Source organism: Dolichospermum flos-aquae CCAP 1403/13F, from assembly GCF_012516395.1.
GTDB classification, from domain to species: domain Bacteria; phylum Cyanobacteriota; class Cyanobacteriia; order Cyanobacteriales; family Nostocaceae; genus Dolichospermum; species Dolichospermum lemmermannii.
The window spans coordinates 1,642,070-1,655,696 of record NZ_CP051206.1 but is presented as its reverse complement, the minus strand read 5'-3'; the positions used below and the strand labels follow the sequence as shown (position 1 = coordinate 1,655,696).

16 protein-coding genes and 1 pseudogene are annotated in these 13,627 nt (G+C 39.1%); 10 read left to right on the top strand and 7 right to left on the bottom strand.

Going from position 1 to position 13,627, the window contains the following annotated elements; genetic code table 11:
- Positions 1-41 precede the first annotated feature (41 nt).
- Positions 42-1,703 carry a beta-carboxysome scaffolding protein CcmM gene (gene ccmM / locus HGD76_RS08090; RefSeq protein WP_168695464.1) on the bottom strand — a complete coding sequence of 554 codons (1,662 nt, stop codon included), beginning with the start codon at positions 1,701-1,703 and terminating at the stop codon, positions 42-44.
- 27 nt (positions 1,704-1,730) lie between these two features.
- On the opposite strand from ccmM, the gene HGD76_RS08085 reads away from it, so the two are divergent.
- Positions 1,731-1,877 carry a hypothetical protein gene (locus tag HGD76_RS08085; protein WP_168695463.1) on the top strand — a complete coding sequence of 49 codons (147 nt, stop codon included), beginning with the start codon at positions 1,731-1,733 and terminating at the stop codon, positions 1,875-1,877.
- Here HGD76_RS08085 and ccmL read toward each other — a convergent pair.
- The 3 genes from ccmL to HGD76_RS08070 are packed head-to-tail and all read right to left on the bottom strand — an operon-like array spanning position 1,872 to position 2,879.
- On the bottom strand, positions 1,872-2,174 hold the full coding sequence (gene ccmL, locus HGD76_RS08080) for a beta-carboxysome shell vertex protein CcmL (protein WP_168695462.1): 303 nt from the start codon (positions 2,172-2,174) through the stop codon (positions 1,872-1,874). The two genes, HGD76_RS08085 and ccmL, sit on opposite strands and share 6 nt — an antisense overlap.
- A 6-nt stretch (positions 2,175-2,180) precedes the next feature.
- Complete coding sequence (locus HGD76_RS08075) at positions 2,181-2,525, bottom strand: carbon dioxide-concentrating mechanism protein CcmK (protein ID WP_015080435.1); 345 nt, start codon at positions 2,523-2,525, stop codon at positions 2,181-2,183.
- 45 nt (positions 2,526-2,570) lie between these two features.
- Positions 2,571-2,879 (bottom strand): carbon dioxide-concentrating mechanism protein CcmK, encoded by a 309-nt coding sequence (locus tag HGD76_RS08070; RefSeq protein ID WP_015080434.1) that lies wholly within the window; start codon positions 2,877-2,879, stop codon positions 2,571-2,573.
- 656 nt (positions 2,880-3,535) lie between these two features.
- Between HGD76_RS08070 and HGD76_RS08065 the strand changes: the two are divergent.
- The 3 genes and pseudogenes from HGD76_RS08065 (at position 3,536) to HGD76_RS08055 (ending at position 7,244) form a co-directional block, all read left to right on the top strand.
- Positions 3,536-5,393: pseudogene (locus HGD76_RS08065) on the top strand (NAD(P)H-quinone oxidoreductase subunit F).
- Between the two features lie 19 nt (positions 5,394-5,412).
- Complete coding sequence (locus HGD76_RS25255) at positions 5,413-5,580, top strand: hypothetical protein (RefSeq protein ID WP_233467102.1); 168 nt, start codon at positions 5,413-5,415, stop codon at positions 5,578-5,580.
- Between the two features lie 167 nt (positions 5,581-5,747).
- Positions 5,748-7,244, top strand: a complete 1,497-nt coding sequence (locus tag HGD76_RS08055) for an NADH-quinone oxidoreductase subunit M (RefSeq protein WP_168697395.1) — start codon at positions 5,748-5,750, stop codon at positions 7,242-7,244.
- On the opposite strand, the gene HGD76_RS08050 is transcribed toward HGD76_RS08055, so the two are convergent.
- A complete protein-coding gene (locus HGD76_RS08050) occupies positions 7,230-7,646 on the bottom strand; it encodes a hypothetical protein (protein ID WP_210967741.1) in 417 nt (138 codons plus the stop codon). The two genes, HGD76_RS08055 and HGD76_RS08050, sit on opposite strands and share 15 nt — an antisense overlap.
- Before the next feature lie 58 nt (positions 7,647-7,704).
- Here HGD76_RS08050 and HGD76_RS08045 point away from each other — a divergent pair, with 58 nt between their 5' ends.
- From HGD76_RS08045 to HGD76_RS08025, 5 genes are all read left to right on the top strand, one after another.
- Positions 7,705-8,832 carry a CO2 hydration protein CupB gene (locus HGD76_RS08045; protein ID WP_168695460.1) on the top strand — a complete coding sequence of 376 codons (1,128 nt, stop codon included), beginning with the start codon at positions 7,705-7,707 and terminating at the stop codon, positions 8,830-8,832.
- 361 nt (positions 8,833-9,193) lie between these two features.
- On the top strand, positions 9,194-9,883 hold the full coding sequence (locus HGD76_RS08040; RefSeq protein WP_168695459.1) for a choice-of-anchor C family protein: 690 nt from the start codon (positions 9,194-9,196) through the stop codon (positions 9,881-9,883).
- Between the two features lie 404 nt (positions 9,884-10,287).
- Positions 10,288-10,569, top strand: a complete 282-nt coding sequence (locus HGD76_RS08035; protein WP_168695458.1) for a type II toxin-antitoxin system RelE/ParE family toxin — start codon at positions 10,288-10,290, stop codon at positions 10,567-10,569.
- 11 nt (positions 10,570-10,580) lie between these two features.
- Positions 10,581-10,889: a HigA family addiction module antitoxin gene (locus tag HGD76_RS08030; RefSeq protein ID WP_168695457.1), complete on the top strand. Its 309-nt coding sequence runs from the start codon at positions 10,581-10,583 to the stop codon at positions 10,887-10,889.
- A 66-nt stretch (positions 10,890-10,955) separates the two neighbouring features.
- Positions 10,956-11,201: a hypothetical protein gene (locus HGD76_RS08025; RefSeq protein WP_233467100.1), complete on the top strand. Its 246-nt coding sequence runs from the start codon at positions 10,956-10,958 to the stop codon at positions 11,199-11,201.
- Positions 11,202-11,317: 116 nt separating this feature from the next.
- Here HGD76_RS08025 and HGD76_RS08020 read toward each other — a convergent pair whose 3' ends face one another.
- Together HGD76_RS08020 and HGD76_RS08015 are read right to left on the bottom strand one after the other, a co-directional pair.
- Positions 11,318-11,938: a (2Fe-2S) ferredoxin domain-containing protein gene (locus HGD76_RS08020; RefSeq protein WP_168695455.1), complete on the bottom strand. Its 621-nt coding sequence runs from the start codon at positions 11,936-11,938 to the stop codon at positions 11,318-11,320.
- 142 nt (positions 11,939-12,080) lie between these two features.
- Positions 12,081-12,335 carry an Asr1405/Asl0597 family protein gene (locus tag HGD76_RS08015; RefSeq protein ID WP_168695454.1) on the bottom strand — a complete coding sequence of 85 codons (255 nt, stop codon included), beginning with the start codon at positions 12,333-12,335 and terminating at the stop codon, positions 12,081-12,083.
- Between the two features lie 360 nt (positions 12,336-12,695).
- Here HGD76_RS08015 and dpsA point away from each other — a divergent pair, with 360 nt between their 5' ends.
- On the top strand, positions 12,696-13,250 hold the full coding sequence (dpsA, locus tag HGD76_RS08010; RefSeq protein ID WP_015080424.1) for a DNA starvation/stress protection protein DpsA: 555 nt from the start codon (positions 12,696-12,698) through the stop codon (positions 13,248-13,250).
- Positions 13,251-13,627: the final 377 nt, after the last annotated feature.

Genomic DNA, 13,627 nt, shown 5'->3' with positions numbered 1-13,627 from the left:
AAATGTTCTCCCCTACTCTCTGCACCCTGCACCCTGCCTCTTTATGGACGTTGGATAATTGCTTCTAATACGCGACGTTTGGCTTTGGGGTCAGTACCAACTAAACGCACATATTCGCCTGGATATTCAGAAACATATCCTTCTAAAGCAGCGATCGCTTCTCTTTCAGATGTAGCCTGAATTTGACCCGCAACTGTCCAAGTACCTGTGCGGAAGCGGCGTTGATCTACGTGTTCAATTGCAATTTTTGCCCCACTGGACAACAGTTGGCGCAATTGACCGACTATTTCACTACTTAAACGGGTGCTGGTAGCTGTCGCCGTTGCAGTTGCAGTTCCAGAACTTGTACTGGTAAATGATTTGGTGCTACCAGAAGATACTACTTGTCCGTTTGGTCTTTGGATAATTGCTTCCAATACGCGACGTTTAGCCTTGGTGTCAATCCCAATTAAACGTACATACTCGCCTTGATGAGTTTCAATGCACTCTTCCAAAGCAGACACAACTGCTTGAGTCGAATTAGATTCAATTGGTTGACAGGTATCCCAAGAACCTGTACGGAAACGGCGCTCATCTACGTGTTCTGTCCCAATTTTGAAACCACCAGCCAAAAGTTGCCGGATTTGATCTACAGTTTCCGCACTCAGTTTGGCACTACCAACAGCAGTACCGTTGCCATTACCATTGTAACTGCCAGCAGATGCAGCAGCAGGGGCTTTAAAGCTAGATGTACCAGCAACAACACCTTCAGGACGTTGAACAATAGTTTCTAATACCCGTCTTCTGTTGTTGTCAATCCCAAATAGACGCACATATTCGCCGCTGTGGTCTCTTAAACAAGACTCTACAGCAGAAACAGCTTCACCTAAAGACCGAGTTGCAATGGCTTGACAACTTTGCCAAGAACCTGTCCGAAAACGTCTTTGGTCTACGTGTTCTGTCCCAATTTTAAATCCTTGTTCTAGTAGATAACGTAATTGATCTACTGTTTCTGCACCTAAGCTATAGCTCGCCACGTCACTGCTCCTTTCTAACTCTTCGACTTCAATGCTTATATAAGATTTAGCTACGGAAAGATTAAGTTCATCCCGAATGGGCGCAATACACTTGCTATCCGCAGCACAGTGATAACCAGCCCGCAAAGCTTGATTAATCCCGACTACATGGTGAGCAAATTCTTGATCCTGCACTTGGACATCTGGCAATCTATCCGCTTGCTGCTGGGTAGTAATTACTGATCCAGAAGCTACGTATTTACCCGGTGGAATTTCCACATCCTGAATTAAGGCGTGCATCATCACAATGCAGCCTGCACCCACCCTGGCATTAAATACCGTAGAACGAAAGCCAATAAAACAACTATCGCCAACGTAAGCAGGTCCATGAATCAGTGCCATGTGGGTAATGGAGGCACTTTTCCCAACCCATACTGAGTATTCCTTGCCATCATCACCAATGACTCGGCCTTGCTCCAACCCATGAATAACGACACCATCTTGAATATTAGTATTTTCACTAACACAAAAAGGTGTCCCTTCATCGGCTCTAATCGAAGTCCCCGGAGCAACAATTACATTTGCACCTATATTGACATCACCAATGAGGTTACAAGAAGAGTGGACAAATGCAGTTTCATGAATGTTTGGTTCTGCTAAACTCCTTGACCACGGGGTTGGGGGTGCCGCCGTGCTGCGGACTACCATTGCGAGATTCCTCCTGAAATAAGCTTTTTGTCAGTGGTCAGTGGTCAGTGGTCAGTTGTCAGTTGTCAGTTGTCAGTTGTCAGTTGTCAGTTGTCAGTTTTTACTTCTTCTCTGTTCCCTGTCACCTGTCACCTGTCACCTGTCACCTCTTCCCTCTTCCCTGACTATCTATAACTGGTCTTTTTTGCTGTAAATTACACGATCTTCAACGTAAATGGTGTCTATAATTGCCACTACTGCTGCGTCTAACGGTCGTTGTTCATTACCTGATAATTGACGAGCAGCACTGCCACGACTGACAAGTACCCACTCATCCACTCCTGCCCCTACACTGTTATCGGCTGCTACCTCGTATACTGGCAGGAGATTGCCATTTTCATCTATTAATTGCAACATTAGTAGCTTCACACCCCGCAGACTGGGATCTTTTTGGGTGCTAGTTACTGTGCCACGAACTCTGGCAATTTGCATTATTAATTATGGTCTTCTACCGAAAGGGCGAATTGTGTTAACACCTTCCCGGAATTGTTCTACATCTTCGGTATAACGAATGGGGAGGACATATTCCAAGTTTTCGTGAGGACGAGCAATGATGTGGGTAGATAGCACTTGTCCACCGTTAACACGCTTAACTGATTCCACTCCCGCACCTACGGAAGCTTGAACTTCGGAAACGTCACCACGCACGATAACTGTTACCCGACCACTACCGATTTTTTCATAACCCACCAAGGTAACACGAGCAGCTTTTACCATGGCATCAGCAGCTTCGACTACGGCTGGAAAGCCTAGAGTTTCTACCATTCCTACTGCAATTGACATTTGTTTTTGTCCTTAAATTAAATTTTTACTTGTACCAGATTTAAACTAAGCGCGGAACTGTTCTACGGCTTCTGTATAACGAATTGGCAAGACATATTCTAAGTTTTCGTGGGGGCGAGCAATGATATGGGTAGATACCACTTCACCACCGTTGACTCTTTTTGCCGCTTCAACGCCAGCAGCTACCGAAGCTTGCACTTCAGAAACATCTCCCCTGACAATGACTGTAACGCGAGCGCTACCAATTTTTTCATATCCTACTAAAGTCACACGGGCGGCTTTCACCATTGCGTCAGCAGCTTCTACTACTGCGGGAAAGCCTTTAGTTTCAATCATTCCAACTGCAATTGGCATCGCAGAACTCCTAAAAAATTAATCGAATTAGAACTATGGATGGAAATTTTGGACGGGGATGCTCATCCTGATTCCAAAATACCGCCACATCTTAGCTTATGAAACCTTGGCATCCCTGGCAACATAAATTACTATAATAGTTTGTAATAAAATAGATTAAAAAAAGTTAACAAAACTTTATAGGGTCTTTTGTGACATTAAAGTTTACTGATCCCTACAGTGACAACTTATGCTTTATAATTTCTTTATCAGTTTGAGAATTACTATAGTTCATAGCCCAAGCTAATTCTTTGATGAGGAGGATTGGTGAGCGCTATATATGGGACAGACGAGCTACTGGCTATATCTTTCCTGTGATTCGCTATTGCCATAAACAGTGGGTAAAAATCTACAAATTTTACCAATGTATCTAAAAAACAAATTTAAAAAAAGCAGAAAAATAAAAAATGTTGTTCAACAATTATTAGAATATCTAAAATGTTAAATTATATTTAATAGCTCAACAATAGGCTAATCTAAAGTAAATGTGCTTAGGCATATTGAGCTAAGAAAAATTAAGAAAACATAGATTTTCTCAAAGATATTGTTTTTTGAGCAAATGATTATTTAAAGGCTGTTTAAGAGAATCGGAACTGAGTTGTCAAGGAAAATATTAGATGAATGAGTTTCTATTTTTAACAAGTTGGTTCGTGCCTCTTTATAGCTTACTAGGGGCAATTTTAACTTTGCCTTGGAGCATAGGAATCATCCAACGTACAGGACCAAGACCTGCGGCCTACTTGAACTTATTGACTACCATCTTCGGTTTTGTCCATAGTTTATTAGTATTTAAAGATATCTGGAATCGGGATCAAGAAAATTTAGTAATTACTTGGTTTCAAGCTGCTGATTTTCAATTATCTTTTGCTTTAGAAATTTCCGTAGTCAGTGTGGGGGCGACAGTTTTAATTACTGGATTAAGTCTGTTGGCGCAAATTTACGCACTAGGCTACATGGAAAAAGATTGGTCCTTAGCCCGGTTTTTTGGTCTGGTGGGATTTTTTGAAGCCGCCCTCAGCGGTCTAGCAATTAGTGATTCCTTGTTTCTCAGCTATGCTTTGCTGGAAGTTCTCACCCTTTCTACTTATTTACTGGTCGGATTTTGGTATGCTCAACCCTTGGTAGTGACCGCAGCGCGAGATGCCTTTTTAACGAAGCGGGTAGGAGATTTGTTGCTATTGATGGCTGTAGTGACTCTTTCTACTTTAGCCGGCAGCTTAAATTTTTCGGATTTGTATGAGTGGGCGCAAACTGCTGATTTAAATCCAGTCACATCAACTTTACTCTGTTTAGGTTTAATTGCTGGTCCTGCGGGTAAGTGCGCCCAATTTCCCCTGCACCTGTGGTTAGACGAAGCGATGGAAGGACCGAACCCAGCTTCGGTGATGCGAAACTCTCTAGTGGTAGGTGGGGGTGCTTATTTTCTCTACAAAGTTCAACCATTATTATCTTTGTCCCCCATTGCCTTAAATACTTTAGTGGTGCTGGGGATAATGACAGCAGTGGGAGCAACATTGGTATCTATTGCCCAAATTGATATTAAACGATCGCTCTCCCATTCCACCAGTGCTTACATGGGATTGGTATTTTTAGCGGTAGGCTTGGAACAGGGTGGAGTGGCGTTAATGTTACTTCTGAGTCATGCCATTGCCAAAGCCTTGTTATTCATGAGTTCTGGTTCAGTTATCTATACTACTCAAACCCAAGACTTGACTGAAATGGGGGGTTTGTGGTCAAGAATGCCAGCCACAACCACAGCTTTTGTCGTCGGTTCAGCAGGTATGGTAACACTACTACCACTGGGCAGTTTTTGGGCAATGATAGCATGGGCTGATGGCTTAGTCAAAATTAGCCCTTGGGTAATTGTGGTTTTAATCTTAGTTAATGGCTTAACGGCTTTGAATTTAACTAGGGTATTCCGGTTAGTTTTTTGGGGACAACCCCAACCAAAAACCCGCCGCGCTCCAGAAGTTGCCTGGTCAATGGCATTACCAATGGTGACTTTAACTATACTCACTCTATTATTACCGCTGATGCTACAGCAATGGTATTTATTACCTAGTTGGGAAAGCCTCGATTGGTATATAGTTGGATCTTTAGTCGCTTCTACGGTTGCTGGAGTAACTATTGGCGCAACAATTCATCTCCACAAAGCCTGGTCAAGGTCGAGAATTTTGGTTTGGAGATTTATCCAAGATTTATTAGGCTATGATTTTTACATAGACCGCATTTATCGCTTAACGATTGTAAGTGCTGTGGCGCTGTTATCGAGGATATCCGCGTGGAGCGAATCGCTTTTTGGTAGATGGTCTAGTCAACTTAGTCGGCTTTGCTGCGATTTTTAGCGGACAAAGTTTGAAATACAGCATTTCTGGTCAATCCCAAGGCTATATGCTAACAATCCTCATTGTCATTAGCATCCTCGGTTTTGCCATTAGTTTCTCATTGGGTTTATTCGACAAATTGCCTTTTTAGGTCAATTGTCAATTGTCAGTTGTCGGTAGGGGCGAAGCATTTGGAAGATAAATTATCGGTCATTGCCAAAAATAGTTCTCCAAATGCTTCGCCCGTACAGTTGTTGGAAGATAAATTATCGGTCATTGCCAAAAATAGTTCTCCAAATGCTTCACCCGTACAGTTGTCAGTTGTCAGTTGTCAGTAGGGGCGAAGCATTTGGAAGATAAATTATCGGTCATTGCCAAAAATAGTTCTCCAAATGCTTCGCCCGTACAGTTGTCCGTTCTCCGTTCTCGGTTGTCAATTGTCAGTTGCAAAAGAATATTTCTCTCCTGTGTTCCCTGTTCCCTGTTCCCTATTCCCTCTTCCCCTATGCTGAGTACATTGATTTTACTGCCGTTAATTGGTGCGGCTTTTATTGGTTTCTATCCTTTTACCATCTCTGGTAAACTATCCCGAATCATTGCTTTCTTCTTTAGCGTGATTATTTTTGCATGGACTATTTTCCTAGCAACTCAGTTTAACCCTGGAGAAATTGGTCAACAATTTGCTGAATCCTTACCTTGGGTAGATGCTATTGGCTTAAACTACAATCTGGGGATAGATGGTTTATCACTACCTTTATTAATTCTTAATGGACTATTAACCTGTATTGCTATTTATAGCAGCGATGAATCCCAGCAACGTCCGAGATTTTACTACTCTCTAATTCTGCTATTAAGTGCTGGAGTAACTGGAGCATTTTTAGCACAGGATTTATTATTATTCTTCCTGTTTTATGAATTGGAATTAATACCTCTATATCTGCTAATTGCGATTTGGGGAGGTGAAAAACGAGGTTATGCAGCCACGAAATTTCTGATTTATACAGCTTTTTCAGGAATCGTTATTTTAGCCAGTTTCTTAGGAATGGTTTGGTTGAGTGGTTCTCCTAGTTTTGGCATAGCAACATTAAACGCTCAATCTCTACCCTTAGCAACGCAAATTTTACTCCTTGTCGGCATTTTAGTAGGATTTGGTATTAAAATCCCCCTCGTTCCCTTCCATACTTGGCTACCAGATGCCCACGTGGAAGCCTCCACACCCATATCTGTGCTGTTGGCTGGGATATTATTAAAATTAGGGACTTATGGCTTACTGCGATTTGGCATGAATTTATTACCAGATGCTTGGGCTTATGCAGCACCTTGGTTAGCTACATGGGCAGTAGTTAGCGTCTTGTTTGGGGCATCTTGTGCGATCGCGCAAACAGACATGAAGAAAATGGTGGCTTATAGTTCTATCGGCCACATGGGCTATGTCTTGTTAGCAGCAGCCGCATCAACACCCCTCAGCGTCTTGGGGGCAGTAATGCAAATGATTAGTCATGGATTAATATCCGCTATGTTATTTCTGTTGGTGGGAGTTGTTTACAAAAAAGCTGGTAGTCGAGATTTAAATGTCATTCGGGGACTATTAAACCCAGAACGAGGTTTACCGGTGATTGGTAGTTTAATGATTTTTGCCGTTATGGCCAGTGCAGGTATACCGGGAATGGTGGGATTTATTTCCGAATTTATTGTTTTTCGGGGCAGTTTTGCAGTTTTTCCGGTACAAACATTGTTAGCAATGCTCGGAAATGGTTTAACTGCGGTTTACTTCCTAATTCTCCTGAATCGTGCCTTTTTTGGGCGGTTATCAGCAGCAGTGATGAACTTGCCTCGTGTGTATTGGAGCGATCGCATCCCTGCCATCATTTTAGCAGTAGCGATCGTTATTTTCGGCATTCAACCTAATTGGTTAGTCCATTATACCCAAGCCACAATTACTACAATGGTAAAAACGAATAATCATCATCTAGTAGCAAGTCGGGAACTATTGGATTCTTAACTTTCCGAGAAAAATAATCACCACAACCAGATCATCAACCAAATCAAAAAAATCCCAAAAATCATAGTTAAGACAGTGGAGGCCGATAATCACCACAACCAGATCATCAACCAAATCAAAAAAATCCCAAACATCATAGTTAAGACAGTGGAGGCCGATAATCACCACAACCAGATCATCAACCAAATCAAAAAAATCCCAAAAATCATAGTTAAGACAGTGGAGGCCGATAATCACCACAACCAGATCATCAACCAAATCAAAAAAATCCCAAACATCATAGTTAAGACAGTGGAGGCCGATAATCACCACAACCAGATCATCAACCAAATCAAAAAAATCCCAAACATCATAGTTAAGACAGTGGAGGCAGATAATCACCACAACCAGATCATCAAACAAATCAAAAAAATCCCAAAAATCATAGTTAAGACAGTTGAATTCCAGGAGAATTGACATCATGAAAACTCAAAAAAATCCCACCTACAACCCCCTAGCTGAATATATTCAACGCTTACAAACTGGAGAAGCATTACTCAAAGATAGTCCCGAAAACGTTTTAGAAGTTGTTGGTATTCTCAAAAGTTATGGAGTGGTTTTAGATGCTTATTCTAAAAATCTTATCTACATTGCTGAACATCAATTTTTAATATTTTTTCCCTTCTTTAAATATTTTGATGGTGATGTTTCTTTTGCTAAATTAATCCGTCATTTATGGCATGATCGGATTAATTTTGAATATGCCGAATATTGCATGAAAACCATGATGTGGCATGGTGGTGGTGGTTTAGACGCATATTTAGATACTAAAGAATTTCAAGATAGAGCAAAAGCTGTTATTACTGCTAAATTTAAATATAATCCCCTGATTTTGGGACTTAATGAACTGTTTCCCGAATTCTTAATAGAACAGTTACGAGTCTCCGCTTATTACACTGGTTTAGGTCAATTTTGGCGAGTCATGGCGGATATGTTTCTGAGTCTATCAGATCGCTATGACAACGGACAAATTAAATCAATTCCCCAAGTTGTAGAACATATTAAACTGGCTTTAGTTGCAGATGCAATGACACCAATTACATACAGTGTCAAAATAGACGATAAAGTCTATGATCTGATTCCCAAATCAGTTGGTTTAACCTTCCTTGCAGATACCGCAGTTCCTTATGTAGAAGCCGTATTTTTTAGAGGTACACCATTTTTAGGAACAGTGTCTTTAAACGCTCAAGCATATCAAGTTCCTCCAGATCAATCTCGATTCCAATATGGTGCATTATACGCCGATCCTTTACCTATTGGTGGTGCAGGAATTCCTCCCACATTATTAATGCAGGATATGCGTCATTATTTGCCAGAATATTTACATAATATTTATCGTCGCAGTCTCAGGTGTGAAGATGATTTGCGGGTACAAATTTGTATGAGTTTCCAAAAATCCATGTTTTGCGTCACCACGGCCGCAATTTTAGGACTTTTACCTTATCCATTGGATACTCAAGATTCATCTGAGAAAAAAGCCATTCAAGTTTATTTAGAAAAGTGGCTGTCAAGATTAGAAAACTCCCAGTTATTAGCAGTAAATAAATAGGATAATATGGCTTCGCTACATGATCAGATTTCAAAAACATTATTTTTTCGCGTTTAAAAGAAAGAAGTCTCTTGACACGAAGCCAGGACTGTGTTATCATAGTATTGACGAGGAAGAACTGTCTTCACTGCATAAGCAATTTTAAATACCATTAAATAAAACAAGACTAATTGAGAGTTAGTTATAGATGACTCTTCTGGTTTCTGTGTTGTCTGTGTCTGGAGTGGTTAGTTAAAAACCCCTTCAAGACTCAAATAAGACTGCTATAGCATCAGCAGTTGACACAAATACGTAGTATGAGTTATCATAGTAATAAGGTGTACCTCACTCAAGCTGAACTTGCTGTATCTTCATAATTACAATGAAAACATTTCCCATTAAACTGTTTCAGATTCTTACTCTAACTGGTTTCTCTGCTTCTTTTTTATTAGCGACCAATCCTGCCTCAGCCATCAATTTGATCAAAAATGGTAGCTTTGAAAATTCATCATTAGGCAGTGGTTTTCCTATTAAAAACCTATCGAATGGTTCAACTGCCATTAATGATTGGACAGTTACCAATGGAAATGTTGATTATATCAACGAATATTGGCAGAATTCCAATGGTAGTTTTAGTTTAGATTTAAGTGGTTCGCAAGCTGGGAGTATCGCACAAACTTTTGTGACTCAGCCAGGAAATCAGTATTCAGTTAGCTTCGATTTGGCTGGTTTCGATTTGGCTGGTAATGTGCAAGATGGTCCAACAGTTAAAACATTAAGGCTGTCGGCTGGGGGAAGTTCCCAGGATTTTAACTTTGATGTTACGGGGAAAACTTTGGCGAATATGGGATGGTTGTCCCAAACCTTTGGTTTTGTAGCCGATAGTAATAGTACTACCCTTTCCTTTGCCAGTCTCAATAATACCGCCACTGGGCCTGCTTTGGATAATGTCGTTGTTACAGCAGTTCCCTGGGAAACCGACGCGCTCCCTGTTGTTGGTAGCACTGTTCTCTTCGGGTTTGGCTTGTGGTGCAAAAACAAGCTTTCTCAAAACAGATGCAAAAGCCTTTAATTGCTGTTCTCGATTCAACAATTCATCTCTCTGAACAATAAAATAGAGATTTTATCTTGAATCTTTTACCAAATGATTGTTTAGGTTACTATCAATTAGTAACCTAATTTTTATCTCTATTAATTTAATTTTTATCAGATAATGAGCTAATTTAATAGATGGAGTAGTTTATGCAGATAGTTTATCCTCTATAACCCATATTCCGCACTTCATTTTTCAGATCCCCGACTTCTAAGATTAATTATTTGTTGACTAGAAAAATCTTGAAAAGAAGTCGGGGATCTTTTGGGAAAATGGAAATGCTTATAATGTAGTAATTTAGTAGGTTGGGTTGACGCAAGGAAACCCAACAACAATTAATAACACCGTAACGTAGAATTAATGATAATAAATAATTAAAAGTAATGATTGTTTCCTTTAGTTGTAAAGAAACCGAAAAAATATGGCAGGGGGTAAGTTCAAGAAAATTACCAGTAGATATCCAAGAACGAGCATTACGCAAATTGCGACAACTAGAAGCATCAGCTAATTTAGATGACTTGCGTATCCCGCCAGGAAATCGCTTAGAAGCCCTTTCTGGAGATAGAATGGGAGAATACAGTATCCGTATTACAAAGCAATGGCGGATCTGTTTCATTTGGGAAAATGGAAATGCTTATAATGTAGAAATAGTGGATTACCATTAGGAGAAAAAGTCATGGAAAATAACTTACTACATAATCCCCATGCTGGTGAAATTTTAAAATATGAATTTTTAGAAGAATTAGACATCAGCGAAAATACTTTAGCTGTTAATTTAAGTTTAACTTATCCTACTATTCAAGGAATTATTACAGGTAAACTTAAAATGACAGCAGATATAGATTTACGCCTTTGTCGCTATTTTAGACTTTCAGATGGTTATTTTTTACGATTGCAAAATGCTTATGAAATAATGGAAGCAAAAAGGAATTTAGGAGAAATTTTAAATCAAATTATTCCTTATTCTTTACTGGCAAAAGATTAACACAAATATGTTTGTTATATCTTCTTATCTATTATAATGGTGAATAGTCAATTTAACCACAAAGTAATGATTAAATTACAAGAATTGCAAGAACAGGTATTAGAATTACCAATCAAAGAACGTTGGACTCTTGTACAAACCTTACTAGCATCAATTCAACAAGAAACACTATCTTCTATTCCTCCTCAACCTACCCTAGAAACCTTATCTAAACTTGACCCCTGGACACAAAGCCTCATAGGTGTAATTCGCTTAGAATCAGAAAATTCAGAGGAAAGTTATGTTAATTACCTAGAGGAGAAATATAGTTGAAACAGGTATTAAGGTATTTAGCTATAGCACTTGTTGATACCCAGATCCCCGACTTCTGAGATCAATTTATCATTTATGGAGATAATAAATAAAAGAAGTCGGGGATCTTATATTTACTAAACCTCCACAAAGCTGGGAATATTTACTACCATATCCTCTGCTTTCTCCCGAATGTCCCCAGAAAAATGCTTATCTATCAAATCTGGAACTTGTTCAGCTTTAATTTTACTATAACGAGTTTTATCGGGCATCACTAAATTAGGACCGGCTTTACAGTTCTTCATACAGCCAGTACCTTTAATAGTGACTGAATTTTCTAAACCGTTATTTATTAACTCCGACTCCAAGGCTTGACACAAAGTTTTACCACCACGCTTCATACAATCAGATTTTTGACAAACTAGAATTGTTTGCGTTTTAGCTGGTTTCGTCTTAGCTGGAATTTGCGCTGCAACTGTTCCCATATCAGCACTTGCAGCCATAACTCGTTCCCCTACCAGAGTTACCTGATCTTTTTTCGCGTTGTATTGTTTTGTCCCCACAACTTGCAGCCAAGTCCCTTGAGGTAAACGCAAATCAAAAGCACTCCGTAAATGCTTGGCTAATTTTATATAACATTCACCCTCAGAAGTTCCCAATAACAAACCTTTTAGCTTATATCCATCCTTGATCACAAAATCCAGAAATCTGCCTTCAAAACAAAATTCCGTTACTGCTGCATTAGTAGATATACTCATGGTTCAACTTCGCTCACTATAAATAATGGTTAAGAGTCAGAAGTAAAAAAATCATCATCACAAAAATCACAGTTCCGACGTTTTCTCATTCACTATAAATAATGGTTAAGAGTCAGAAGTAAAAAAATCATCATCACAAAAATCACAGTTCCGACGTTTTCCACCAACAATTTTCAATATTTCCAATCAAGTCTTGACGAGAAGCAGTAAATTGTTGAATCACACTCCAAAGTTGAATAGCTGCGGTGGGGTTATTTATTTCTACCATTAAAGGCTGGTTAGTTTCACAAACACAAATTATATCTAATTCTTGTAAGCGTTGATAAACCTGCCAACGGTCTGCCCAACTTATATCAATAACGTGCTTTTTATCTGTGTCTGAGCTAGAAGATTTCAAGCGAGTAGCCCTCAAAATGCCATAAAATTGCAGTAAAACTAGAAACCCACAGCCTAAATTTGCGAGTTAGTCGGAGTCTAGCTTCTTTCTTTAGAATACACTAACTGCAAAATATTGTCATTAATTTTGAGAAAAAATCTCATATTTTATTTATAGAGAGATATGCACACTTTGAGAATGAAGTCAAGATAAATACCAAATATATATCTTTAAGCACAGATATAGGCAAGAAATTAATACTTATGATTGGTAATAATGCCAAAATTTTTTAGATTTAGTAGCCTTGATTTTATTTTGAAAATGCTAATATGTGAGAGGTAAGCAGTTAAAAATCATAACTGTTAAAAAGAGAGAAAAACCATGTCTGATACGCAAACTATATTACACAATTTTGGTCAGGTTTACGACAATCCTGTATTACTAGATCACAGTGTTACCGCCCCAGTTGTTGAAGGATTTAATGTCGTATTAGCTAGTTTTCAGGCATTGTACTTACAATACCAAAAACATCATTTTGTAGTTGAAGGTGCAGAATTCAATTCACTGCATGAATTTTTTAACGCCAGCTACAAAGAAGTACAAGATCACATCCATGAAATCGGCGAGCGCTTGAATGGTTTGGGCGGTATACCCGCAGCAAGTTTCAGCAAATTAGCTGAATTATGCTGTTTTGAACCAGAAGCAGATGGCGTGTTTTCTGCTCGGAAGATGGTAGAAAATAACCTAATTGCCGAACAAGCATTAATTGGAGTAATTCGCCGTCAAGCCGCACAGGCAGAGAGTTTAGGTGATAGAGGCACACGCTACTTATACGAAAAAATCCTCTTAAAAACTGAAGAAAGAGCTTATCACTTAGCTCACTTCCTAGCGAAAGATAGCTTAACCTTGGGTTTTGTGCAACTTGCTCAAAATTAAACTTCTCATAATCTTAATTTAACAAAATCAAGACAGAGAAAATTTTAGTAATTGAGAATTTTACAAAATTAATTCTTTTGGCAGAAAAGAGTAAATTACCATTTCTGCCATTTTCTATATCAGGCATTTAAAAGCAATTATTTTTATTGCCTATTTTATATATCTAACAATAAATAATTGAACGCAGATGAACGGAGATAAACGCAGATAAAGAAAGATAAATTAATTATCTGTGCAGCTTTATTGTCATAATCCATAACGAATAAATAAACAATTAAATTCTCTGGAGTGCCTCTGCGCCTCTGCGTGAGAAAAAAACGTAAAAACCATTACCAAAAATCCCCCATTCCCATAAATTCTTCCCCTTAACGCAACCG